Consider the following 22,327-nt stretch of genomic DNA (forward strand, 5'->3'; position numbering starts at 1 on the left):
ATGCGTCCCATTCGTCTAGTGGTCCAGGACACTGCCCTTTCACGGCAGTGACAGGGGTTCGAACCCCCTATGGGACGCCACCCGATTCTCCTACAGCAGTTGTCAGCATAAGAGACCAGACGCCCATGGCGTCTTTTTTTGTCGCTGTCATTTCGTCTGATCCCCTTTCTATTGAACTTGACCGGCACCGTTCTGGTGACTTCGGGTCATATCCGTTCCGCGGCAACCGATTCTGGCGTCATCCGCCGATTTGACCTTCTTGATACTTGACATGGGCGCCGAGTTGTCCACGCCCCCTTTGTTGCTTCTTCGCCTTGTGCATAATTCTTGTACTCGTCAACCCTGGGTGGGTAATTTTCAATAAATTCATTAAAATCAGTAGGTTATTTTTGGTTAAAAAATAATCAATCTGAGCGTAACCCCCCTGTCATGGTGGTTGCTGGCGGTTTTCTCAAGGTTTTAAACAGACTTATCCACAGAAAGTGTGGAAAACGCGATGAGGCCTGTAAACAGCTGGATTGATAGGGCCTGTAGCAGGTAACAACCGGTGTTTATCGTGGCGTTCGATCGGTCCTCATGCAGGGATTGCCGGTATCAGGCTTCGACAAAACTTGTGCAGTAAGCAAGAGTCAGTCCCCCGCTTTGCTATTTCATGCATCGCGTTCTGTTAGGCATTGGGTTCTGTCAGGCACTGCGGCCTGTATGGAGGTCAGGTGCGATGGTGTGAGGTGGGCTGACAGGGAAGTGTTTCCATGATGAGTCGTGCCATGCCCAAGTTTATGGCGCCGAGGGGGAAGAGTGTTGCTTAGAGGGGGTTTGGGGGCGATACAGCAGACAGGTGGGGCGACAAGGCGGCCCGGGGTGCCCGGGCCTGAGGGGGCGTCTGCGTGGGTGATGGCTTTCAGCGGATGGTGTCAGTCGCGGCGTAAGCGCTTGAGCAACGAAGAAGTGTCCCAGCGGCCTCCGCCCATGGCCTGGACATCACCGTAGAATTGATCGACCAGTGCGGTCACGGGCAGGCGGGCATCGAGCTCTCGTGCCTGGTCTAGGCAGATCGCCAGGTCCTTGCGCATCCAGTTCACCGCGAAGCCATGATCGTACTCATTCTCGATCATGGTCTTGTGGCGATTTTCCATCTGCCAGGAGCCGGCGGCCCCCTGTGAAATCACCTCGATGACCTGTTCGCGGTCGAGCCCCGCCTGCTCAGCGAAGTGCAGGCCTTCGGCGAGGCCCTGAACGATGCCGGCGATGCAGATCTGGTTGACCATCTTGGTCATCTGACCGCTGCCGGCAGGGCCGAGCAGGTTGAGTGCTCGCGAATAGACGTTGAGGGCGGCCTGCACGCGCTGGAAGTCGGCGTCTTTGCCACCGCACATGACCGTCAGGGCGCCTTTCTCGGCACCCTGTTGGCCACCCGAGACTGGGGCATCGATAAAGGCAACGCCCTGTGCCCGGCAGGCGGCATCGAGCTCGTGTGCCAGGTTGGCCGAGGCGGTGGTGTGATCGACCAGCACCGTGCCTTCGCGCATGCCGTTCAGGGCGCCGTCTTCACCCAGGGTGACCTGGCGGACGTCGTCATCGTTGCCGACGCACACCAGCACCAGGTCGGCTCCTTCGGCGGCCTCCTTGGGGGTAGCGTGATGGCTGCCGGCATAGTCGTTTGTCCAGGCTTCGGCCTTGGTGGCGGTGCGGTTGTAGACCCGCACCGTGTAGCCGGCATTGGCTAGGTGACCGGCCATGGGGTAACCCATGACGCCAAGGCCAATGAAACTGACGGTCTGGATGGCGTTGTCACTCATCTTGATCTCCTTGTGGATTGACAGCTACCGCCTTCGGGGCGTACGCAAATCAGGGCATGCGCAATTCGCGTCATCGGCAAATAGGAGCGCGCGCCATTACAGGCATGCAAAAAGAGGTCGCCCTTGGGCGACCTCTTTTGTTCATGACGTAACCACGTTGGCTTACTCGGTCGGGTAGTCGCGCTGGTTATAGCCGGTGTAAAGCTGGCGCGGCCGGCCGATCTTGTAATTGCCGCTGCTGATCATCTCATTCCAGTGCGAGATCCAGCCAATGGTACGCGACACCGCAAAGATCACCGTAAACATGTTGGTGGGGATGCCGATCGCCTTGAGGATGATGCCGGAATAGAAGTCGACATTCGGGTAGAGCTTGCGCTCGATGAAGTAGTCGTCTTCCAGGGCGATCTGCTCGAGGCGCTTGGCGATCTTCAATTGCGGATCGTCAGCCATGCCCAGTTCGCTGAGTACCTGGTCGCAGGTTTCTTTCATGACCTTGGCGCGCGGATCGAAGTTGCGGTAAACCCGGTGGCCGAAGCCCATTAGCTTGAACGGGTCGTCCTTGTCCTTGGCGCGATCGATGAAGGCCTGGATGTTATCCTCGGAGTCATCGCCGATCTCGTCGAGCATGTTCAACACGGCCTCGTTGGCACCGCCGTGGGCCGGGCCCCAGAGCGCTGCAATGCCGGCGCTGATGCAGGCGTAGGGATTGGCGCCAGTGGAGCCGGCCAGGCGAACCGTGGAGGTCGAGGCGTTCTGCTCATGGTCGGCATGCAGCATGAAGATGCGGTCCATGGCCTTGGCGAACACCGGGTTGATCTCGTAGTTCTCGCAGGGATTGCCGAACATCATGTACAGGAAGTTCTCGGCGTAATTGAGGTCATTACGCGGGTACATGAAGGGCTGTCCGATGTTGTACTTATGACACATGGCAGCCAGGGTCGGCATCTTGGCGATTAGTCGGATCGCGCTGATGCGGCGGTCCTCCTCGCGGGTGATGTCCATGTGATCGTGATAGAAGGCGGCCAGCCCGCCGACCACGCCGCACATGATCGACATCGGATGGGCGTCGCGACGGAAGCCCTTATAGAAGTTGGACAACTGCTCATGGACCATGGTGTGGCTGCGTACGGTGCGCTCGAACTCGTGATACTGCTCTTCGGTCGGCAGTTCGCCGAACAGCAGCAAGTAGGAGAGCTCCGGAAAGTCGGAATGAGCGGCCAATTGGTCGATCGGGTAGCCGCGATGCAGCAAAACGCCGTTGCCGCCATCGATGAAGGTAATGGCTGACTCGGTGGCGGAGGTCGCCATGAAGCCTGGGTCATAGGTGAATAGACCCGTCGCGCTAAGTTTGCGCACGTCGATGACGTCGGGGCCGGCGGTACCGGAATAGACCGGCAGCTCGATAGCCTCGTCCAGACCATCTATCGTCAAATGTGCTTTTCTGTCAGCCATGCTAGGCTCCTCATTGTCTGGTATCCGGCGATAAGTCCTTGACTCGCTTGATGTACGGGCAGAAAAAAGTCAGCCCACTATAGAAGCGATCCAAGGATTGTCAATTCGCCATTGGGCGGGCCGCCTTGTGCAATCTTGTTATTTCCGTACTTGTTTTGTACAGTTATTGGTGCTTTGCATCATTGTGCGCCTTTCCCGGTATGGGTCAAGACGTAACTAGCAGGGCTTAGGCTGTCGCCATTTGTCATGGTTGCGACCAATCCCTATAATCCACACCGCGCGACTGGCCGATAGGTACGGTCGTGTCGACTTGGCAGACGGCCGAGCCCTTCCTCAAAACCACCGCCCGCTCGGGCCCTAGCCCCGACGCACCCACAGCGGGCCAAGAGAGTGTGTAAAGAGCCGTGAATAGCAAACGACCCGTAAATCTCGATCTCAGTACGATCAAGTTCCCCCTCCCGGCACTAACGTCGATCGCTCACCGCATCACAGGCGTCATCCTCTTCATCGGCCTGATCTTCGCCTTCTGGGCGCTGGATACGTCGCTGTCTTCCCCGCAGGGATTCGAGGCTGTAAGTGATGCCATTGCCCACAATTTCCTGGCCAAGCTGATCACCTGGGGCATGCTGTCCGCCCTGGCCTTTCACTTCGTGGCCGGCATCAAACACCTGCTGATGGATGCTGACATCGGTGTGACCCTCGAGGGCGGTATCAAGAAGGCGCAGATCACTGTCGTGATCAGCGCCGTTCTGGTGATTCTGGCAGGAGTCTGGGTATGGTAACCAATATTACAAACTTTGGTCGTAGTGGCCTGTCTGACTGGCTGATCCAGCGCGCCTCGGCCGTCATTCTGGCGCTTTACACGCTCTTCATGGTCGGCTATCTGCTGCTGCACCCGAACCTGGACTACGCCACCTGGAGCGGCCTGTTCGGCTCTACCTGGATGCGTATCTTCTCGCTGCTCGCCTTCGTGTCGATGGCCGCCCACGCCTGGATCGGTCTGTGGACGGTGACCACCGATTACCTGAAGCCGACCGCCATCCGTATCGCCGTCCAAGCCGTGATTATCCTGGCCATCTTTGTCTTTCTGGTGTGGGGCGTCCAAGTCCTGTGGGGAGCCTGATAAATGTCTAACATGCGTAGCCTGACCTTCGACGCAATCATCATTGGTGGTGGCGGCTCCGGCCTGCGTGCCGCTCTCGAGCTGGCCAAGTCCGGCAAGAAGACCGCAGTACTCTCCAAGGTCTTCCCGACGCGCTCGCATACCGTGTCTGCCCAAGGCGGCATCACCTGTGCCATCGCATCCTCAGACCCTGACGACGACTGGCGCTGGCACATGTATGACACCGTCAAGGGCGGCGACTACATCGCCGACCAGGACGCGGCCGAGTACATGTGCTCCGAAGGGCCCAAGGCGGTATTCGAGCTCGAGCACATGGGGCTGCCGTTCTCCCGCTTCGACAACGGTCGCATCTACCAGCGTCCGTTCGGTGGTCAGTCCAAGGACTTCGGTAAGGGCGGTCAGGCAGCACGTACCTGTGCGGCGGCTGACCGTACCGGCCACGCGCTGCTGCACACGCTTTATCAGAACAATCTGAAGAACAACACCACCTTCCTCAACGAGTGGTATGCGGTCGATCTGGTCAAGAATGCCAACGGTGACGTGGTGGGTTGTATCGCCATGTGCATCGAGACCGGTGAAGTGGTGCACGTCAAGTCCAAGGCCACCGTGCTGGCGACCGGCGGTGCCGGCCGTATCTACGCCTCCACCACCAACGCCTTGATCAATACGGGCGACGGCATCGGCATGGCCATGCGCGCGGGCTTCCCGATGCAGGACATGGAAATGTGGCAGTTCCACCCGACCGGCATTTACGGCGCCGGCACCTTGGTCACCGAGGGCTGCCGCGGTGAGGGTGGTTACCTGATCAACAAGGACGGCGAGCGCTTCATGGAGCGTTATGCGCCGAACGCCAAAGATCTGGCCGGCCGCGATGTGGTCGCTCGCTCCATGGTCATGGAAATTCTCGAAGGTCGGGGCTGTGGCGAGAAGGGCGACCACGTCTTCCTGAAGCTCGATCATCTGGGCGAGGACGTCCTCGGCAAGCGCCTGCCGGGCATCGTCGAACTGTCCAAGACCTTTGCTCATGTCGATCCGGCCAAAGAGCCGATCCCGGTCGTGCCGACCTGCCACTATATGATGGGCGGTATCCCCACCAACGTGCATGGCCAGGCAGTCATGCAGGACGAAGACGGTAACGACCAGATCGTCAACGGCCTGTTCGCCTGTGGCGAAGCGGCCTGCGTGTCGGTTCATGGCGCCAACCGTCTGGGTGGCAACTCGCTGCTCGACCTGGTGGTGTTCGGCCGCGCTGCCGGCATGTACATCGAAGGCGCGCTGAACGAGGGCATCGAGTACCTTGATGCCACTCAGTCCGATATCGATGCGGCCATGACGCGCCTGAATCGTTGGAACGAGTCCAGCGGCGGCGAGTCCGTGCCGGCCCTCAAGGCCGAACTGCAGGACATCATGCAGAGCGCCTTCGGCGTCTTCCGTCAGGAAGACAACATGCAGGAAGGCGTCAAGAAACTCGCCGAGTTGCGTGAGCGGATCAACAACGCCCACTTGGGCGATAAGTCGAATGCCTTCAATACCGCACGTGTCGAAGCCCTGGAGCTCGACAACCTGATGGAAGTGGCCGAGGCCACCGCGATTTCTGCGCTGGAGCGCAAGGAAAGCCGCGGTGCGCATTCCCGTTACGACTATCCGGACCGTGACGATGTCAACTGGCTGAAGCACTCGCTGTTCTTCCCGGCCACCAAGACGCTGGGTAAGCGCGACGTCAACTTCACGCCGAAGACCGTCGACACCTTCGAGCCTAAAGTCCGTACCTACTAAGGGGGTCCACGATGTCCATGCTTCAGGTATCCGTCTACCGCTACAATCCGGAAACAGACTCCGCGCCGTACATGCAGGAGTTTCAGGTGGACACTCAGGGCCGCGATGTAATGGTTCTGAATGTCCTGGCCATGATCAAGGAGCAGGACAGCTCCATGGCCTATCGTCGCAGCTGCCGGGAAGGGGTCTGTGGCTCCGACGGCATGAACATGAACGGCAAGAACGGCCTGGCCTGCATCACGCCGCTGTCCGAGGTGGTCAAGGGCGGCAAGCTGACGCTACGTCCGCTTCCCGGCCTGCCGGTCATCCGTGACCTGGTGGTCGACATGGCGCTGTTCTACAAGCAGTACGAGCGCATTCAGCCGTACCTGCAGAACGACACGCCGGAACCGGCCATCGAGCGCCTGCAGTCGCCGGAAGATCGTGACAAGCTCGACGGTCTATACGAGTGCATCCTGTGTGCCTGCTGCTCGACGTCCTGCCCGTCGTTCTGGTGGAACCCGGACAAGTTCGTCGGTCCGGCCGGCCTCTTGCAGGCCTACCGCTTCCTGGCCGACTCGCGTGACGAGGCGACCAGTGAGCGTCTCGCCGAGCTCGAGGATCCGTTCAGCGTCTTCCGCTGCCGCGGTATCATGAACTGTGTGGCGGTCTGTCCGAAGGGACTCAACCCGACGCGGGCGATCGGCAAGATCCGCGAGATGCTGCTGGCGAATGCCACTTAAATCGTCGCGCTCGTCTTGCTATCATGGTGGCCGATCTCAGGCCGTGGCGTTTCGTCGCGGCTGAGCCGGCCCCGTCGCTAAGAGCCGGTGCCTCGCGCACCGGCTTTTGACGATCGAGACCTGGGCTTACGGTTCGTGCCGAAGCTCGCCGGATCAGGACACAAGCCCAACCGGCAGGGCAACAGTCACGCCGATGCGGCGATGCCGTAGATGGCGCCGATAACACCCCATCAGTGTAGGGTGACCGAGACATGCAAGAAGGCATAATGGAGTTGATGTGGCGCACCTCCCATGTCAGTGGCGGAAATGCTCACTATGTGGAAGCGCTATACGAACAGTACCTCGTCGATCCAAACGCTGTCCCCGACGAGTGGCGCAACTACTTTGATCAGTTGCCCCGCCCGGATGGCAGCCCCTCCCAGGATATTCCGCTTGGTCCGATTCGCGACCAGTTCTACCAGCTTGGCCAGTCCCGTCGGGGTTCACAGGCCGCCGCCAGCGTCGACAGCGGTGAGAGCAAGAAGCAGGTCAAGGTTCTCCAGCTGATCAATGCGTATCGCTTTCGCGGCCACCAAAAGGCCGATATCGATCCTCTTAACCTGCGTAGTCAGGTGCCGGTGCCGGATCTCGACCTGTCCTTCCACCAGCTGACCAAGGCCGATCTGGATACCGAGTTCCAGACCGGGTCCTTCTTCCTGGGCAAGGACAAAGCGCCGCTCAAGGAGATCGTCGACGCCCTGGAGCAGACTTACTGCCGCTCCATCGGCTGCGAGATCATGCATATCGTCGACACTGAAGAGAAGCGCTGGCTGCAGCAGCGCTTCGAATCGGTGCGCTCCAAGCCCAAGTTCAGCCCGGACGTGCGCAAGCACGTACTTGAGCGGCTGACGGCGGCCGAGGGCCTGGAAAGCTACCTGGCGTCCAAGTATCCGGGGACCAAGCGCTTCGGCCTCGAGGGTGGCGAAAGCTTCATCCCGATGATGGATGAGATCATCCAGCGGGCCGGCGGCTATGGCACCAAGGAAGTCGTCATCGGCATGGCGCACCGCGGTCGCCTCAACCTGCTGGTCAACATCCTGGGCAAGAGCCCCTCCGAGCTGATCGAGGAATTCGACGGCAAGAAGGTGATCTCCCAGGGCTCCGGCGACGTCAAGTATCACCAGGGCTTCAGCTCGAACGTGATGACCAGTGGTGGCGAAGTTCACCTGGCGCTGGCGTTCAACCCGTCCCACCTGGAGATCGTCTCCCCGGTGGTCGAGGGCTCGGTGCGGGCCCGTCAGGACCGTCGCGACGATAGCGATGGCAGCAAGGTGTTGCCGATCAACATCCATGGTGACGCGGCCTTCGCAGGGCAAGGCGTGGTCATGGAAACCTTCCAGATGTCGCAGACCCGTGCCTACAAGACCGGCGGCACGGTGCACATCGTGATCAACAACCAGGTCGGCTTCACCACCTCGCATCCCGGCGATACGCGCTCCACCGAGTACTGCACCGACATCGCCAAGATGGTTCAGGCGCCGATCTTCCACGTCAACGGCGATGATCCGGACGCCGTGCTGCACGCGACCCAGGTGGCCATCGACTATCGCCACCAGTTCAAGCGTGACGTGGTCATCGACCTGGTCTGCTACCGTCGTCGCGGCCACAACGAGGCCGACGAGCCGTCCGGCACGCAGCCGATGATGTATCAGAAGATCAAGAATCATCCGTCTGCTCGCACCCACTTCGTCAAGCGGCTGGTCGATGAGGGCATCATCAGTGAAGACGATGCCAAGGCGCAGATGGAGAAGTATCGCGACGACCTGATGGCCGGCAACCATGTGGCCAACGCCCTGGTCAAGGAGCCGAACACCTCGCTGTTCGTCGACTGGGCGCCGTATCTGGGTCATGAGTGGACCGGCGATGCCGATACCACTGTCGACATGAAGCGCATGCAGCAGCTCGCTAACAAGATGTGCGAGGTGCCGGACGGCATTCAGGTCCAGCGTCAGGTCGCCAAGATCTACGAGGATCGCCGCAAGATGGTCGCCGGTGGCATGGCGCTGAACTGGGGCTTCGCCGAAACCCTGGCCTATGCCACGCTGCTCGATCAGGGCCATCCGATCCGCATTACCGGCCAGGACAGTGGCCGCGGCACCTTCTCCCACCGTCACGCGGTGGTGCACAACCAGAAGGACGGCAGCACCTACGTGCCGCTCGAGCACATCGCCGACGGACAGCCGCGCTTCACCATCCACGACTCCTTCCTCTCGGAAGAAGCCGTGCTGGCCTTCGAATACGGCTATTCCACCACCATGCCCAATGCGCTTGATGTGTGGGAGGCCCAGTTCGGGGACTTCTTCAACGGCGCCCAGGTGGTGGTCGACCAGTTCATCTCCTCGGGCGAGACCAAGTGGGGGCGCTTGTGTGGCCTGACCATGTTGCTGCCGCACGGCTATGAGGGGCAGGGTCCCGAGCACTCCTCGGCGCGTCTCGAGCGCTTCCTGCAGCTGTGTGCCGAGCACAACATGCAAGTCTGTGTGCCGACGACCCCGGCGCAGATCTTCCACCTGCTGCGTCGTCAGGTGATTCGTCCGCTCAGGAAGCCGCTGGTGGTCATGTCGCCGAAGAGTCTGCTGCGCCACAAGGAAGCGACGTCCACCCTCGAAGAGCTGGCTCACGGCAAGTTCCAGATGGTGTTGCCTGATCAGGGCAAGCTCGAGGCCGACAAGGTCAAGCGGGCGGTGCTGTGTTCCGGCAAGGTCTACTATGATCTCGCCGCCTACCGTGCCGAGAACGAGCGTGAAGACACTGCGGTGGTGCGTATCGAGCAGGTCTACCCCTTCCCGAAGGAAGAGCTGCAGGCGGCCCTCAAGGCCTATCCGAACCTCGAGCAGGTCGTCTGGTGTCAGGAAGAGCCGCTCAACCAGGGCGCCTGGTATCAGAGCCAGCATCACATGCGAGTCGTAGCGGACATGCTGCGTGAAGGCATGGGGCGCGACCTGAAGTTTGCCGGTCGTCCCGCCTCTGCGGCCCCGGCCGCCGGCTACATGTCCGTGCACGTAGAACAGCAGCGCCAACTGGTGGACGACGCCTTCAACGCCTGAAGGCGTCCCCATCGGACGAGAGAGAATACATAAGGGAAATTCAATGGCTACCGAGATCAAAGCGCCAACCTTTCCGGAATCCGTTGCCGAGGGCAGCGTCGCTGCCTGGCACAAGAAGCCGGGTGACAGCGTCGAGCGTGACGAACTGATCGTCGAAATCGAGACCGACAAGGTGGTGCTCGAGGTTGTGGCACCTGAGGCCGGCACTCTGAGCGAGATCAAGGCCGAGGAGGGCGACACCGTCGCCTCCGAACAGGTCTTGGGCCTCCTCGGCGCAGCGGGCGAAGCGAAGAGCGAGTCCAAGGCCGAGCCGAAAGCCGACGATAAGTCTGCTGACCAGGCCTCTGGCGAGAGCGATGCTGCTAAGAGCGATGCCGAGCCGGCCCCGAAGGCCGAGGCCTCCGGCAAGACACATGACGTCAAGGCCCCGACCTTCCCGGAGTCCATCCAGGAAGGCACGGTCGCGACCTGGCACAAGAAAGTCGGTGAAGCGGTCAAGCGCGATGAAGTGCTGGTCGACATCGAGACTGACAAGGTGGTGCTCGAGGTAGTCGCACCGGCCGACGGCGCGCTCTCCGAGATCAAGACCGAGGAAGGCGCTCAGGTCGAGTCCGAGGCCGTGCTGGCAAGCTTCGCTGAGGGCGCTGGCGGCGATGCCGCGCCGGCGGGCGGTGACAGCAAGGGCAGCCAGCAGAGCCAAAGCGATCAGGGCGGCGACGACCAGGGCGCCGACGAGAAGATCGGCGACAAGATCCTCGCCCCGGCGGCGCGCAAGATGGTCGCTGAGCATGACCTGGACGTGGCCAAGATCGAAGGCACCGGCAAGGGTGGTCGTGTGCTGAAAGAAGACGTCCAGAAGGCCGTCAAGGAAGGCAGCGCCAAGAAGTCCAAGGCCCCGGCCAGTGCCGCGGCGCCTGCTGCCACCGCGCCGGTTGTCGAAGGCGAGCGCCCCGAGAAGCGCGTGCCGATGAGCCGTCTGCGCAAGACCATCGCCAAGCGCCTGGTCGAAGCGCAGCAGACCGCTGCCATGCTCACCACCTACAATGAGGTGGACATGGGTGCGGTGATGGATCTGCGCGCTCAGTACAAGGACACCTTCCTCAAGGCTCATGACACCAAGCTCGGCTTCATGGGCTTCTTCGTCAAGGCGGCTTCCGAGGCGCTCAAGCGCTTCCCGGACGTCAACGCCTCCATCGACGGCGGCGACATCGTCTACCACGGCTATCAAGATATCGGCGTGGCTGTGTCCACCGACCGCGGTCTGGTCGTGCCGGTGTTGCGTGATACCGACAGCATGAAGATCGCCGACGTCGAGAAGGGCATCGTCGACTTCGGCAAGCGTGCCCGTGACGGCAAGCTCGGCATCGATGAGATGCAGGGCGGTACCTTCACCATCACCAACGGCGGCATCTTCGGTTCGCTGATGTCGACGCCGATTCTCAACCCGCCGCAGACGGCGATCCTGGGCATGCACAAGATCCAGGAACGCCCGATGGCGGTGAACGGCAAGGTCGAGATTCGTCCGATGATGTATCTTGCCGTGTCATACGATCACCGCATGATCGATGGCAAGGATGCGGTCCAGTTCCTGGTGACTATCAAGGAACTTCTCGAGGACCCGGCGCGCCTGCTGCTCGATATCTGAGCCGGCGTGATGCCAACGATTCAAGCGAACCGAAAACAGGAAGGAAACCATGGCCGATAAATTCGATCTGATCGTCATTGGTGCTGGCCCCGGCGGCTATGTCGCCGCCATTCGTGCCGCCCAACTGGGTCTGAAGACAGCCTGCGTCGAGAAGTGGATCGACAAGGAAGGCAAGACCGTTCACGGCGGTACCTGCCTGAACGTGGGGTGTATCCCGTCCAAGGCACTGCTCGAGGCCTCCCACAAGTTCGTCGAAGCCCAGCACGACTTCGATGACATGGGCATTCAGGCGGGCGACGTCTCGATGGACGTCAAGAAGATGATGGCCCGCAAGGACAAGATCGTGAAGAACCTGACCGGCGGCATCGCCGGCCTGTTCAAGGCCAACGGTGTGACCGCTCTGGAAGGTGCCGGCAAGGTGCTGTCCAGCAAGCAGGTCGAGGTCAGCAAGGACGGCGAGAAGACCGTCTATGAAGCCGATAATATCGTCATCGCCTCTGGCTCAGTGCCGGTCGAGATCCCGCCGACCCCGCTCACCGAGGGCCTGATCGTCGATTCCACCGGCGCGCTCGAGTTCGACGAGACGCCCAAGCGCCTCGGCGTGATCGGCGCCGGCGTGATCGGCCTCGAACTTGGCAGCGTATGGAACCGTCTGGGCTCCGAGGTCACCGTCCTCGAAGCCATGGACAGCTTCCTGCCGATGGTCGACCAGGCCGTCGCCAAGGAAACCCAGAAGCTGCTCAAGAAGCAGGGCCTGGACATCAAGCTGGGCGCGCGGGTCACCGGCTCCGAGATCAAGGACGACGAGGTCGTCGTCAAGTACGCCGACAGCGAAGGCGACAAGGAAATCACCTTCGACAAGCTGATCGTCTGCGTCGGCCGCCGTCCCTACACCCAAGGCCTGCTGGGCGATGATGCCGGCGTCAAGCTCGACGAGCGTGGTTTCATCTTCGTCGACGATCACTGCCGTACCAGCGTGCCGGGCGTCTATGCCATCGGTGACGTGGTGCGCGGCCCGATGCTGGCCCACAAGGCGTCTGAAGAAGGCATCATGGTCGCCGACATCGTCGCCGGTCATAAGGCCGAGATGAACTACGACGCCATCCCGAGCGTCATCTATACCTTCCCGGAAGTCGCCTGGGTGGGCATGAACGAGCAGGAAGCCAAGGCGGCCGGCATTGAAGTCAAGTCCGGCTCCTTCCCGTTCGCGGCAAGCGGTCGCGCCATGGCCAACAATGCCACCGAAGGCATGGCCAAGGTGATCACCGATGCCGAGACCGATCGCGTACTGGGCATGCATATCGTTGGCCAGCATGCCGGCGAGATGATCGCTCAGGGCGTGATTGCCATGGAATTCGGCTCCAGTGCCGAGGATCTGGCGCTGACCTGCTACGCGCACCCGACCATGTCGGAAGCCGTGCACGAGGCCGCTCTGGCGGTCGACGGCCACGCCATCCACATGGCCAACCGCAAGAAGCGCAAGTAAGTCGTCGAACAACGAGCGCCGCCTTCCCGAGCGGCGCCTCGCCCCGGCCGGTTCGGGGTGAACGGGGATGACCTGGCTCGCTACAGTGGTGGCGAGCCACGGTCATCGTTCGAGTCAAATGCAACCAATGGCATGACACGATGAACCTTCACGAGTATCAGGGCAAACAGCTGTTTGCCGATTATGGTCTGCCGGTATCCAAGGGCTTCGCCGTGGATACCCCGGAAGAAGCTGCAGAAGCCTGCAAGAAGATCGGCGGTGACAAGTGGGTCGTCAAGGCCCAGGTCCACGCCGGTGGCCGCGGCAAGGCCGGCGGCGTCAAGCTGATCAAGAGCCCGGAAGAAGCCAAGGCGTTCGCCGAGCAGTGGCTGGGCAAGAACCTGGTGACCTTCCAGACCGACGAGCACGGTCAGCCGGTCGCCAAGATCCTGGTCGAGAACTGCACCGATATCGCCAATGAGCTGTACCTGGGCGCCGTCGTCGATCGCACCACCCGTCGCGTGGTCTTCATGGCTTCCACCGAAGGCGGTGTGGAGATCGAGAAGGTCGCCGAGGAAACGCCCGAGAAGATCCTCAAGGCCGAGATCGACCCGCTGGTCGGCGCGCAGCCGTACCAGGCCCGTGAGCTGGGCTTCGCGTTGGGCCTGAACAAGGAACAGATCAAGCAGTTCACCAAGATCTTCCTGGGTCTGTCGAAGCTGTTCCACGACAAGGATCTTGCCCTGCTCGAGATCAACCCGCTGGTGATCACCGATGAAGGCAACCTGCATTGCCTCGACGCCAAGATCGGCCTGGACGGCAATGCGCTCTATCGTCATCCGGACCTGCAGGCCATGCAGGACCCGTCCCAGGAAGACTCCCGTGAAGCCGAAGCGGCCGCCTGGGAACTGAACTACGTGGCGCTCGATGGCAACATCGGTTGCATGGTCAACGGTGCTGGCCTGGCCATGGGGACCATGGACATCGTCAACCTGAACGGCGGCAGCCCGGCCAACTTCCTTGACGTGGGCGGTGGCGCCACCAAGGAACGCGTGGCGGAAGCGTTCAAGATCATCCTGTCCGACGACAACGTCAAGGCCGTGCTGGTCAACATCTTCGGCGGTATCGTGCGTTGCGACATGATCGCCGAGGGCATCATCGGTGCCGTCGAGCAGGTCGGCGTCAACGTGCCGGTCGTGGTGCGTCTGGAAGGCAACAACGCCGAGCTGGGTGCCGAAAAACTGGCGTCCAGCGGTCTGAACATCATCGCTGCTACCAGCCTGACTGACGCGGCACAGCAGGTCGTCAAGGCAGCGGAGGGCAAGTAATGAGTATCCTGATCGATAAGAACACCAAGGTCATCTGCCAGGGCTTCACCGGTGGCCAAGGGACCTTCCACTCCGAACAGGCCATCGCCTACGGCACCCAGATGGTCGGCGGCGTGACGCCGGGCAAGGGCGGCCAGGAGCACCTGGGCCTGCCGGTGTTCAACACCGTCAAGGAAGCCGTTGCCGAGACCGGCGCGGAAGCGTCCGTGATCTATGTGCCGGCGCCGTTCTGCAAGGACTCGATCCTTGAAGCCGCCAACGGTGGCATCAAGCTGATCGTCTGCATCACCGAAGGCATCCCGACGCTCGACATGCTGGATGCCAAGGTCAAGTGCGACGAGCTGGGCGTACGCCTGATTGGCCCGAACTGCCCGGGCGTCATCACCCCGGGCGAAAGCAAGATCGGCATCATGCCGGGCCATATCCACAAGCCGGGCAAGGTCGGTATCGTGTCGCGCTCCGGCACCCTGACCTACGAAGCCGTCAAGCAGACCACTGACCACGGCTATGGCCAGTCCAGCTGCGTCGGCATCGGTGGTGACCCGATCCCGGGTTCCAACTTCATCGACATCCTCGAGATGTTCGAGAACGACCCGCAGACCGAAGCCATCGTCATGATCGGTGAGATCGGCGGTACCGCCGAGGAAGAAGCCGCGGCCTACATCAAGGCCAACGTTTCCAAGCCGGTGGTCGCCTACATCGCAGGCGTGACGGCACCTCCCGGTAAGCGCATGGGCCATGCCGGCGCCATCATCTCCGGCGGCAAGGGCACAGCCGACGAGAAGTTCGGCGCCCTGGAAGCAGCGGGCGTCAAGACCGTGCGCTCCCTGGCCGACATCGGCGATGCTCTGAAGCAGGTCACCGGCTGGTAAGCCAGCGACCCGCCTCTCGGCACAAGGGCACCCTTCGGGGTGCCCTTTTTTTATGCGCGCCGCTCGCGGAGCTTAGTCCTGGTGATTAGTTCTGGTGATTAGTTTTGGTGACTAGCCGCTAGTGACTAGGCCTTGTCGGTTAGCACTGGCGGCCCCGGCGACCCAGCAGCCAGGCCAGCACCGGGGCGCCGGCCAACAGGTACCAATGGTAGGTGACGAAGCGCCAGATCAGGATCGCGGCGGCGGTGGTCTCGCCGCCGAGTGTCGGCAGCAGAAAGGCGCCGATGGTCAGTTCGACGCCGCCGGCACCGCCCGGCAGCAGGCTAAGCTGACCGGCGGCCATGGACAGCATCTGCACCATGAAGGTCCAGACCCAGGCGACGTCGACGCCCAGCCCGTCCAGCGTCAGGTACAGCAGGCTGTAGCGGGTAATCCAGTGAGCGCTGCACAGAGCGAAGATGGCGGCCAGCGTCAGTGGTGGCTGTCTCAGGGTCGTGGCAAGCCCCTGGCGGAACTTCAGCAGCTGTCGGGCCAGGCGGTGGCGCCGAGGGCGGGCCAGCCCCAGCCGGGCGAGCGGGGCACGACTCAGGCGCAGCACATGGGGCAGGTAAAGCAGCAGTGACGTCAATATTACCAGGATGGCCACCAGGGCGGCGCTGGCCAACCGCATCAACTCGGGCCGGGGCCAGGCGTCCGGGTGCAGCAGGGTGTATCCGCCCATCGCGGCCAGGGCGAGCAGGAAGAACAGCATGTCACAGACCTGGTCGACCAGGAAGACCCCCGAGGAGGTCGCGGGGCGCAGGCCGTGACGCCTGAGCAGCATCATCAGGGTCAACGGGCCGCCGCTACCGCCCGGGGTGGCACAGGTGGCGCATTCGGTGGCCATCACCATTGCCAGTGCCCGGCGTTGGCCCAAGGGGCGTTTGGCGCTTGGAAGCGTGCCCTGAAAGGCCATGGCCGGTTCGCCTTGAGTCGGCGGCGACTCAGCCAAGCGGCTGTTGCCTGATCGGCCGAATGGTTTATCGCCTGGCCCGAGATGACCGGCAAGCAGCAGGCGCAGGCGCAGCGCATTGAGGTTCCAGCAGCCAAGCACCAGTGACAGCATCAGAGCCAGTTGCGCAAGTGGATAGTCGAGAAGGGCCGCAAAGGGCGCCATGCCATCGATCAGCAGCGGGATCAGCGCCGCCATCAGCAGCGCCAGGATCAGCAGTGCTCGGCCGCGCAGCAGCCTCCAGCCGCATGTCAGGCCCTGCATAAGCGCGTGAGTCACGGGATTGCCGTTGCTGTTTCTGCGCCCATCAGAGAGCTGAGCGACTGGCCGCCTAGCCATGCTGGCAGCGTGTCGCGGTGGCAAGGGTCGGTGACAGGGTGCGGTAGTGGTCGAGCAGGCCATCGATGACCTTCGACCAGCGGTAATGACGCTCCACATGGCGGCGGGCATGGCGGCCGATGGCGGCGGCATCATTGAGGAACAGCTCTTCCACGGCGCGTGCCATGGCATGCGGCGCATGGGGCTCGCAGAGCACGCCGCAGCCCAGGGGCACGTTCTCGATCAGGGCGCCGGCCCGGGCCGCTACCACCGGCAGGCCGCTGGCCATGGCTTCCAGCGCCACCAGACCGAAGGTCTCGCGGGTGCCAGCGTGAACCATGGCATCGGCGCTGGCCAGGGCGCGAGCCACCTCATTGGGTGAACAGCAGCGGCTGATCACGCTGACGTTGTCCGGGACCTGGGTCGGCATGCCCGGCCCCATCAGCAGCAGATGATAGCCGCGCCCTAGCCGCTGGGCGGTTGCCAGCAGGTCATTGACGTTCTTCTCCCGGGAGTTGCGGCCGGCGAAGACCAGCAGCCGGGTGGTATCGGGCAGCCCCAGCGTTCGGCGCAGTTCCTCGTGGCGCCGGCGGGGGTGGAAGGTGTCGAGGTCGACCCCCAGCGGCTGCACGCGCACACCCTGTACCCCCCAGTCCTCGAGACGATCGCCCATCGAGCGGCAGGGTACCAGCACGCTGTCGAAGCGCCCGTAAAGATCCGCCACATAGCGCTTGAGGCGGCGGGCCACCGGTGCGCCGAAGCGATCGCCCATCAGCCGAGGCAGGTCGGAATGATAGAACCCGACTACCGGTACGCCCAACTGCTGGCCGGCCTCTAGCGCTGCCCAGGCGGTGACGTAGGGGTCGCCGGCCTCGATCAGGTCCGGACCCAGTTCGACCAGTGCCTGGCGCCAGGGGCTGCGACGTAGCGGGAAGCGATAGCCCTGGCCCAGGGGCAGGCGAAAGGCGGGCAGGGTCTGCAGGGCCCCCAGGGTCTGACGCTCGCCGGCAGGAACCAGCAGGTTAGCCTCGATGTCCGGCAGGGTCGCCAGGTGACGATGCTTGGCCTGAAGATAGGTGCGCACGCCACCGCTATCCGGCGCATGGAACATGGTGATATCCGCAAGGTGCAAGACCGTCTCCTGTTGCTGTGGCTATCGCTCAAGGGTAGCGAGGCAATGCGACAATTCGACGACATGGCGGCATCGCTGTCTCGACAGCAGATGTGCGCGGCTTGATGGGGTGGCGCTTTGCGGTCATGCATGAGACATATGGTGAAGACACGCGCACACGACAAGGAGATGGGTGAATGCCAGCCGACACGGGTTCGGATCGTCAAGGCAAGAGCCGCTCAGGCGAGCGTCAGCGGGAAGAGGGGGGCTCACTCGAGAATGGGGGCTCTTTCCCGTCAGGGTCCGCGTCGACCGGAGATGAGGCCTATTACCGTACCGAGCTCGAGTATGCGCTGGGAACGCCATTTACCGCCGGCAATCATGTCGAGGTGATGCGCAATGGCGTGGAGATATTCCCCGCCATGCTCGATGCCATTGATGCCGCCGAGGCCAGTATCGACCTGGTGACTTATGTCTACTGGACGGGGGACATCGCACAGCGCTTCGCTGCGGCGCTGGCCCGACGGGCTCGTGAGGGGTTAAGGGTGCGGGTCGTGCTGGATGCGGTGGGAACGCAGAAGATGTCGTCTGAGGTGGTCGCCCAGATGCGCGAGGCCGGCGTCGAGGTGCGCCGGTTCCGGCCGATCAAGCTGCCCAGGCCCTGGCAGATCGACAAGCGTACTCACCGCAAGATCATGGTATGCGACGACCGCCTAGGCTTCGTCGGCGGGGTCGGCATCGCTGCCGAGTGGGAAGGCGATGCCCGCACGCCGGATGAATGGCGCGAGACGCATTTATGCGTGTCGGGTCCGGCGGTCATCGGGCTGCATTCGGCCTTTCTCGACAACTGGAACGAGTGTGGGCCCTGGCAGTGGCAGCCGATTCGCCAGGCGCCGCCGATTCACGAGGATGGCGTGCTGGTCCAATGCGTGCGGGCTTCCTCGACCATTGGGTGGACCGAATCCGCCGCCATGCTGCGCTCCCTGGTGGCGGTCAGCCATGTCAGGCTGCGTATCGTCACCGCCTACTTCGCCCCCGATGGTGCCTTGGTCGAGCAGATGATCTCGGCACTCGAGCGAGGCGTCTCGGTCGAGCTGCTGGTGCCGGGTCGTTACAACGACAGCCGCCTGTCGCAGCTGGCCGGGCAGCCGAGCATCGAGCGGCTGCTGGATGCCGGGGCCAAGGTCTGGGTGTTTCTGCCGACCATGTTGCATGCCAAGGTGATTACCGTCGACGGTCGGCTGGCCTGCGTCGGGTCGGTGAACGTCAATCATCGCTCGATGGGCAAGGACGAGGAATGCTGCGCCCTGATGCTTTCCGACGCCGTGACGGCGACCCTGGATGAGCAATTCGATGATGATTGCCGGCGTGCGCAGCGGCTGGACGCCGACGAGTTTCGTCGGCGTGGAGGCTGGACTCGGTTCATGGAGCAGGGGGCTCGGCTGTTGCTGGAGCAGCTTTGATGAGCCCATGCGCAGGTTCTGCGCGGTAGTGTCGACTGCTCGCGTAAGGCCTTGAAACGACAACGCCCCGGCCAGTGATGGCCGGGGCGTTGTGCGTCTTGCAGGCGCTCAGTGCTCAATCAAACGGCGGGGCGAGCCACCAGCGAGCGGGTCTCTTCACGGGCTTCTGTGAGCGCTACACGGGTCATATCGCCCAGCTTGAAGCGCTCTTCGCCTTCAATCTGGATGCGACCTTCCTTGTCGTCGATCACCACCTTGTCGCGCTCGCTGTGCATCAGCGGCGCGGGAATGAAGGCGGTGGCACCATTGTCGACCAGGCGTACCCGCATGCCGCCGCGGTTGACGGCGATGATCTCGGCCTCGAACTCCTGCTGTTCCTTGGCGGCTTCGGCCAGGTAGCGAACGTAGAGCCAATCCTTGACGTCACGCTCGGCCATGCGGTTCAGGCGGCGACGCTCGGTGAGCTGCTCGGTCAGCGCCTGGCTGGCCTCGGCCGGGGCACTCTCGCCCTTCAGCACGCGCTTGATCAGGCGGTGATTGACCATATCGCCGTACTTACGGATCGGCGAGGTCCAGGTGGCGTAGGCGGCCAGGCCCAGACCGAAGTGCGGACCGGGCAGGGCAGACATGCTGGTGAAGCCCTGGAAGCGGCGCAGGCGAACGTCTAGCCAGGCATCGTCGCGGGACTCGAGTTCGCGCTTGAGCTCGCGATAGCGCGGCAGCTCCAACAGGGCCTCGCGTTCGACCTGGATATCCTGGGCGGCGAGGAACTCGTGGGCCGCGTCGGCTTTCTCCGGCTCGAAGGCCCGGTGCACGTTGAAGATGCCGTGACCGACCTTGTCCGCCAGCAGATCGGCGCAGCAGGCGTTGGCCGCAATCATCGATTCCTCGATCATGCGGTTGGCGATGCGGCGATCCTCGGTGCGAATGTCCAGCACATTGCCGGCGTCGTCCAGATCGAAGACGTAGTCGGGACGATCCTTGAACACCAGCGCATGGGCGGCGCGCCAGGCGCTGCGTGCTTCGGTCAGGTCGCGCAGGGCGGTGAGCTGCGGCGCGATGGCATCATCCGGTGCCCAGTCGCCCTGGCCCTCGATCCAGTCGGAGACATGGTCATAGACCAGGCGTGACTTCGAGGTCATGTTCGCGGCGAAGAAACGGTAGTCGCCCAGGTTGCCTTCGGCGTCGATGTCCAGCGCGCAGGCCAGTACCGGACGCTCCTTGCCTTCCCACAACGAGCACAGGTCGTCGGCCAGCACTTCCGGCAGCATGGTGACGTTCTGTCCCGGCAGGTAGACGGTGAAGGCGCGGGTGCGCGCTTCCTGGTCGGCGGCGTGGCTCTCGTCGACGTAGGCGGTGGGATCGGCGATCGCCACCGTCAGGCGCCAGCCGCCGTCGTCCAGGGTCTCGACCCGCAGGGCGTCGTCCATGTCGCGGGTCTTCTCACCGTCGATGGTGAAGAAGGGCTCGGCGGTCAGGTCTTCACGCGTGAGGCCTTCATCGGCCATCGGCCAGTCGTCGCCGGCTTCCGGCGAGGCCTGCTCGAGGGCATGACGCGCCAGCGTCACGCGCCAAGGTACGGCCGGGTTGTCGCTCTTGGCGACCAGCTCGTCGATCTGCGAAAAGAAGCCGCGGTCGCCTTCTTTCAGCGGGTGGCGTACCAGACGGGCCACCACCCAGTCGCCATCCTCGATGCTGTCTTCGTCGAGACTGCGCTTGAGGCGTGCCTTGAGCACGTTCTTGACCGACGGATGGTCGGGCACCACGGCCAGGCGGCCCTCACGCTTCTGGACCCGTGCCACGAAACGCTGCAGGCCGATTTCCAGCAGGGTATCCGGCTCGACCGAGGTTTTGTCGCCTTCCTCCTTGAGGATGGCCTTCACCCGGTCGCCATGAAGCACCTGCTTCATGGCGGGGGGCGGCACGAAGTAGGAGTCGCCGTCGTCGGTTTCGAGGAAGCCAAAGCCCTTGTCGGTGGCCTTGATCACGCCCTCGACCCGGGGCGTGGTATCGCGGATCTGCTGCTTGAGCTGAGCAAGCATCGAATTGTTCTGAAGCATCGGACACTTTTGCATGGCGGGAAGAGTGGGAGCCACTATACGGATTCCGCTAGCCCGCGCCAATCGGGGCGGACAGCTGTAGACGCTGTGCACGACCAATCAAGACGTTAGGGGTGAGCGAGAGGCAAGTTCGGCGCAGACAGCCATCGATCCCCTTGGGTATGCTAACGACTAAGCCGCCAAGGAGCCCCCATGTCGCCACAGTTGATCGTCACCGACCTCGACCGCACCCTGCTCAACGCCGACCATGATCTGGACCCTCGCACCATCGAGACCTTTCAGGCGCTCGCCGAGCGCGGCCACCATCTGGCCATCGCTTCCGGGCGCCACTACCGGGATATTCTTCCTCTGCGCGAGCGGCTCGGCGTAAAGGCCCATATCATCAGCACCAACGGCGCCTATCTGCATGGCTCGGACGATGCGGTGCTGGCGACCCAGCATGTGCCCGAGGAGATGGCCCGGGAACTGATCGCGCTCGAACGCCCGGCGGGCATGCGCCTGAACCTCTATCGCGATGACGACTGGCTGATCGACGCGCCGGCTCCGGAGCTGCTTGCCCTGCATGCCCATACCGGCTTTGGCTACCGGGTCGCCGATCCCGGCGAGCTCGATGGTCGTGGTGTCGGCAAGGTGCTGTTCATCGGTGAGCCGGCGGCGCTTGCGACCATCGAGGAAGCCGTGGAGGCGCGCTACGGTGGGGCCCTGCACCTGACGTACTCCTTGCCCAACTCGCTCGAGATCATGGCCGGTGGCGTCAACAAGGGCGCCGCCTTGGCGCGACTGCTGGAGCGACTGTCACTGCCCGCCGAGGCCTGCCTGGCCTTCGGCGACAACCTCAATGATACCGAGATGCTGGACCTGGCCGGTCGGGCGTTCGTGATGGCCAATGCCCATCCCGAGTTGCCCGGACGGGTGCCTCAGGCCACCCGTATCGGCCACCATGATGATGCCGCCGTTGCCAGCACGCTGCGCGAGTGCTTGCTGGATTGACGCGGCCGGGCATTCATCGTCGGACATCCATAGCCGGGCCAGTGAGCTGACCGTGATCGGTCTCGGCAAATACAGCGCCTACCACCTTGGTCGCAAGCATCTTGCCGGGCCGGCATGGCATCCACC

General features: G+C 62.7%; 16 protein-coding genes and 1 tRNA gene. 12 read left to right on the forward strand and 5 right to left on the reverse strand.

The genetic code is table 11. The features are described 5' to 3' along the window. Positions 1–4: 4 nt before the first annotated feature. Positions 5–80: transfer RNA gene (locus HUS66_RS15250), tRNA-Glu, on the forward strand. 834 nt (positions 81–914) lie between these two features. Here HUS66_RS15250 and HUS66_RS15255 read toward each other — a convergent pair. Together HUS66_RS15255 and gltA are read right to left on the reverse strand one after the other, a co-directional pair. Beyond that, positions 915–1,799 carry an NAD(P)-dependent oxidoreductase gene (locus HUS66_RS15255; RefSeq protein WP_175072033.1) on the reverse strand — a complete coding sequence of 295 codons (885 nt, stop codon included), beginning with the start codon at positions 1,797–1,799 and terminating at the stop codon, positions 915–917. 162 nt (positions 1,800–1,961) lie between these two features. Continuing rightward, positions 1,962–3,251 (reverse strand): citrate synthase, encoded by a 1,290-nt coding sequence (gene gltA, locus HUS66_RS15260; RefSeq protein ID WP_175072035.1) that lies wholly within the window; start codon positions 3,249–3,251, stop codon positions 1,962–1,964. Between the two features lie 404 nt (positions 3,252–3,655). Between gltA and sdhC the strand changes: the two genes are divergently transcribed. The 9 genes from sdhC to sucD all read left to right on the forward strand — a co-directional run bounded on the left by sdhC (position 3,656) and on the right by sucD (position 15,268). Then, positions 3,656–4,033, forward strand: coding sequence for a succinate dehydrogenase, cytochrome b556 subunit (sdhC, locus tag HUS66_RS15265; RefSeq protein ID WP_112055496.1), 378 nt, complete (start codon positions 3,656–3,658; stop codon positions 4,031–4,033). After that, positions 4,027–4,374, forward strand: coding sequence for a succinate dehydrogenase, hydrophobic membrane anchor protein (sdhD, locus tag HUS66_RS15270; RefSeq protein WP_175072037.1), 348 nt, complete (start codon positions 4,027–4,029; stop codon positions 4,372–4,374). Before sdhC ends, sdhD begins: the two co-directional genes overlap by 7 nt. Positions 4,375–4,377: 3 nt before the next feature. Then, positions 4,378–6,150: a succinate dehydrogenase flavoprotein subunit gene (gene sdhA / locus HUS66_RS15275; RefSeq protein ID WP_175072039.1), complete on the forward strand. Its 1,773-nt coding sequence runs from the start codon at positions 4,378–4,380 to the stop codon at positions 6,148–6,150. A gap of 11 nt (positions 6,151–6,161) precedes the next feature. Beyond that, entirely contained in the window at positions 6,162–6,872 is a 711-nt protein-coding gene (locus HUS66_RS15280) for a succinate dehydrogenase iron-sulfur subunit (protein WP_112055493.1), read from the forward strand. A gap of 251 nt (positions 6,873–7,123) precedes the next feature. After that, the gene (locus HUS66_RS15285) at positions 7,124–9,958 is read left to right on the forward strand and encodes a 2-oxoglutarate dehydrogenase E1 component (protein WP_175072040.1); all 2,835 of its coding nucleotides are present in this window, start codon (positions 7,124–7,126) and stop codon (positions 9,956–9,958) included. A 43-nt stretch (positions 9,959–10,001) separates the two neighbouring features. Then, complete coding sequence (odhB, locus tag HUS66_RS15290) at positions 10,002–11,603, forward strand: 2-oxoglutarate dehydrogenase complex dihydrolipoyllysine-residue succinyltransferase (RefSeq protein WP_175072042.1); 1,602 nt, start codon at positions 10,002–10,004, stop codon at positions 11,601–11,603. Between the two features lie 49 nt (positions 11,604–11,652). Then, positions 11,653–13,089: a dihydrolipoyl dehydrogenase gene (lpdA, locus tag HUS66_RS15295; protein ID WP_175072044.1), complete on the forward strand. Its 1,437-nt coding sequence runs from the start codon at positions 11,653–11,655 to the stop codon at positions 13,087–13,089. Positions 13,090–13,229: 140 nt separating this feature from the next. Then, the gene (gene sucC / locus HUS66_RS15300) at positions 13,230–14,396 is read left to right on the forward strand and encodes an ADP-forming succinate--CoA ligase subunit beta (protein ID WP_175072046.1); all 1,167 of its coding nucleotides are present in this window, start codon (positions 13,230–13,232) and stop codon (positions 14,394–14,396) included. Then, a complete protein-coding gene (gene sucD, locus HUS66_RS15305) occupies positions 14,396–15,268 on the forward strand; it encodes a succinate--CoA ligase subunit alpha (RefSeq protein ID WP_175072048.1) in 873 nt (290 codons plus the stop codon). Before sucC ends, sucD begins: the two co-directional genes overlap by 1 nt. Before the next feature lie 139 nt (positions 15,269–15,407). Here the strand turns inward: sucD and HUS66_RS15310 are convergent, their stop codons facing one another. Both HUS66_RS15310 and HUS66_RS15315 read right to left on the reverse strand, forming a co-directional pair. Continuing rightward, positions 15,408–16,538, reverse strand: a complete 1,131-nt coding sequence (locus HUS66_RS15310; RefSeq protein WP_282847523.1) for a lysylphosphatidylglycerol synthase transmembrane domain-containing protein — start codon at positions 16,536–16,538, stop codon at positions 15,408–15,410. 52 nt (positions 16,539–16,590) lie between these two features. Then, positions 16,591–17,709, reverse strand: coding sequence for a glycosyltransferase family 4 protein (locus HUS66_RS15315; RefSeq protein WP_175072050.1), 1,119 nt, complete (start codon positions 17,707–17,709; stop codon positions 16,591–16,593). Between the two features lie 176 nt (positions 17,710–17,885). Between HUS66_RS15315 and HUS66_RS15320 the strand changes: the two genes are divergently transcribed. After that, positions 17,886–19,151: a phospholipase D-like domain-containing protein gene (locus HUS66_RS15320; protein WP_175072051.1), complete on the forward strand. Its 1,266-nt coding sequence runs from the start codon at positions 17,886–17,888 to the stop codon at positions 19,149–19,151. Positions 19,152–19,270: 119 nt separating this feature from the next. Here the strand turns inward: HUS66_RS15320 and HUS66_RS15325 are convergent, their stop codons facing one another. After that, a complete protein-coding gene (locus HUS66_RS15325; RefSeq protein WP_175072053.1) occupies positions 19,271–21,211 on the reverse strand; it encodes an exoribonuclease II in 1,941 nt (646 codons plus the stop codon). Positions 21,212–21,403: 192 nt separating this feature from the next. Between HUS66_RS15325 and HUS66_RS15330 the strand changes: the two genes are divergently transcribed. After that, the gene (locus tag HUS66_RS15330; protein WP_175072055.1) at positions 21,404–22,201 is read left to right on the forward strand and encodes an HAD family hydrolase; all 798 of its coding nucleotides are present in this window, start codon (positions 21,404–21,406) and stop codon (positions 22,199–22,201) included. The last annotated feature ends 126 nt before the right edge of the window (positions 22,202–22,327 follow it).

It is taken from the genome of Onishia taeanensis (assembly GCF_013349955.1).
GTDB lineage: Bacteria > Pseudomonadota > Gammaproteobacteria > Pseudomonadales > Halomonadaceae > Onishia > Onishia taeanensis_B.

What these genes read in the sequence shown, in the direction of transcription:
- HUS66_RS15255 (WP_175072033.1), bottom strand. Translation starts at nt 1,799, where the DNA reads ATGAGTGACAACGCCATCCAGACCGTCAGTTTCATTGGCCTTGGCGTC.
- gltA (WP_175072035.1), bottom strand. Translation starts at nt 3,251, where the DNA reads ATGGCTGACAGAAAAGCACATTTGACGATAGATGGTCTGGACGAGGCT.
- sdhD (WP_175072037.1), top strand. Translation starts at nt 4,027, where the DNA reads ATGGTAACCAATATTACAAACTTTGGTCGTAGTGGCCTGTCTGACTGG.
- sdhA (WP_175072039.1), top strand. Translation starts at nt 4,378, where the DNA reads ATGTCTAACATGCGTAGCCTGACCTTCGACGCAATCATCATTGGTGGT.
- HUS66_RS15280 (WP_112055493.1), top strand. Translation starts at nt 6,162, where the DNA reads ATGTCCATGCTTCAGGTATCCGTCTACCGCTACAATCCGGAAACAGAC.
- HUS66_RS15285 (WP_175072040.1), top strand. Translation starts at nt 7,124, where the DNA reads ATGCAAGAAGGCATAATGGAGTTGATGTGGCGCACCTCCCATGTCAGT.
- odhB (WP_175072042.1), top strand. Translation starts at nt 10,002, where the DNA reads ATGGCTACCGAGATCAAAGCGCCAACCTTTCCGGAATCCGTTGCCGAG.
- lpdA (WP_175072044.1), top strand. Translation starts at nt 11,653, where the DNA reads ATGGCCGATAAATTCGATCTGATCGTCATTGGTGCTGGCCCCGGCGGC.
- sucC (WP_175072046.1), top strand. Translation starts at nt 13,230, where the DNA reads ATGAACCTTCACGAGTATCAGGGCAAACAGCTGTTTGCCGATTATGGT.
- sucD (WP_175072048.1), top strand. Translation starts at nt 14,396, where the DNA reads ATGAGTATCCTGATCGATAAGAACACCAAGGTCATCTGCCAGGGCTTC.
- HUS66_RS15320 (WP_175072051.1), top strand. Translation starts at nt 17,886, where the DNA reads ATGCCAGCCGACACGGGTTCGGATCGTCAAGGCAAGAGCCGCTCAGGC.
- HUS66_RS15325 (WP_175072053.1), bottom strand. Translation starts at nt 21,211, where the DNA reads ATGCTTCAGAACAATTCGATGCTTGCTCAGCTCAAGCAGCAGATCCGC.
- HUS66_RS15330 (WP_175072055.1), top strand. Translation starts at nt 21,404, where the DNA reads ATGTCGCCACAGTTGATCGTCACCGACCTCGACCGCACCCTGCTCAAC.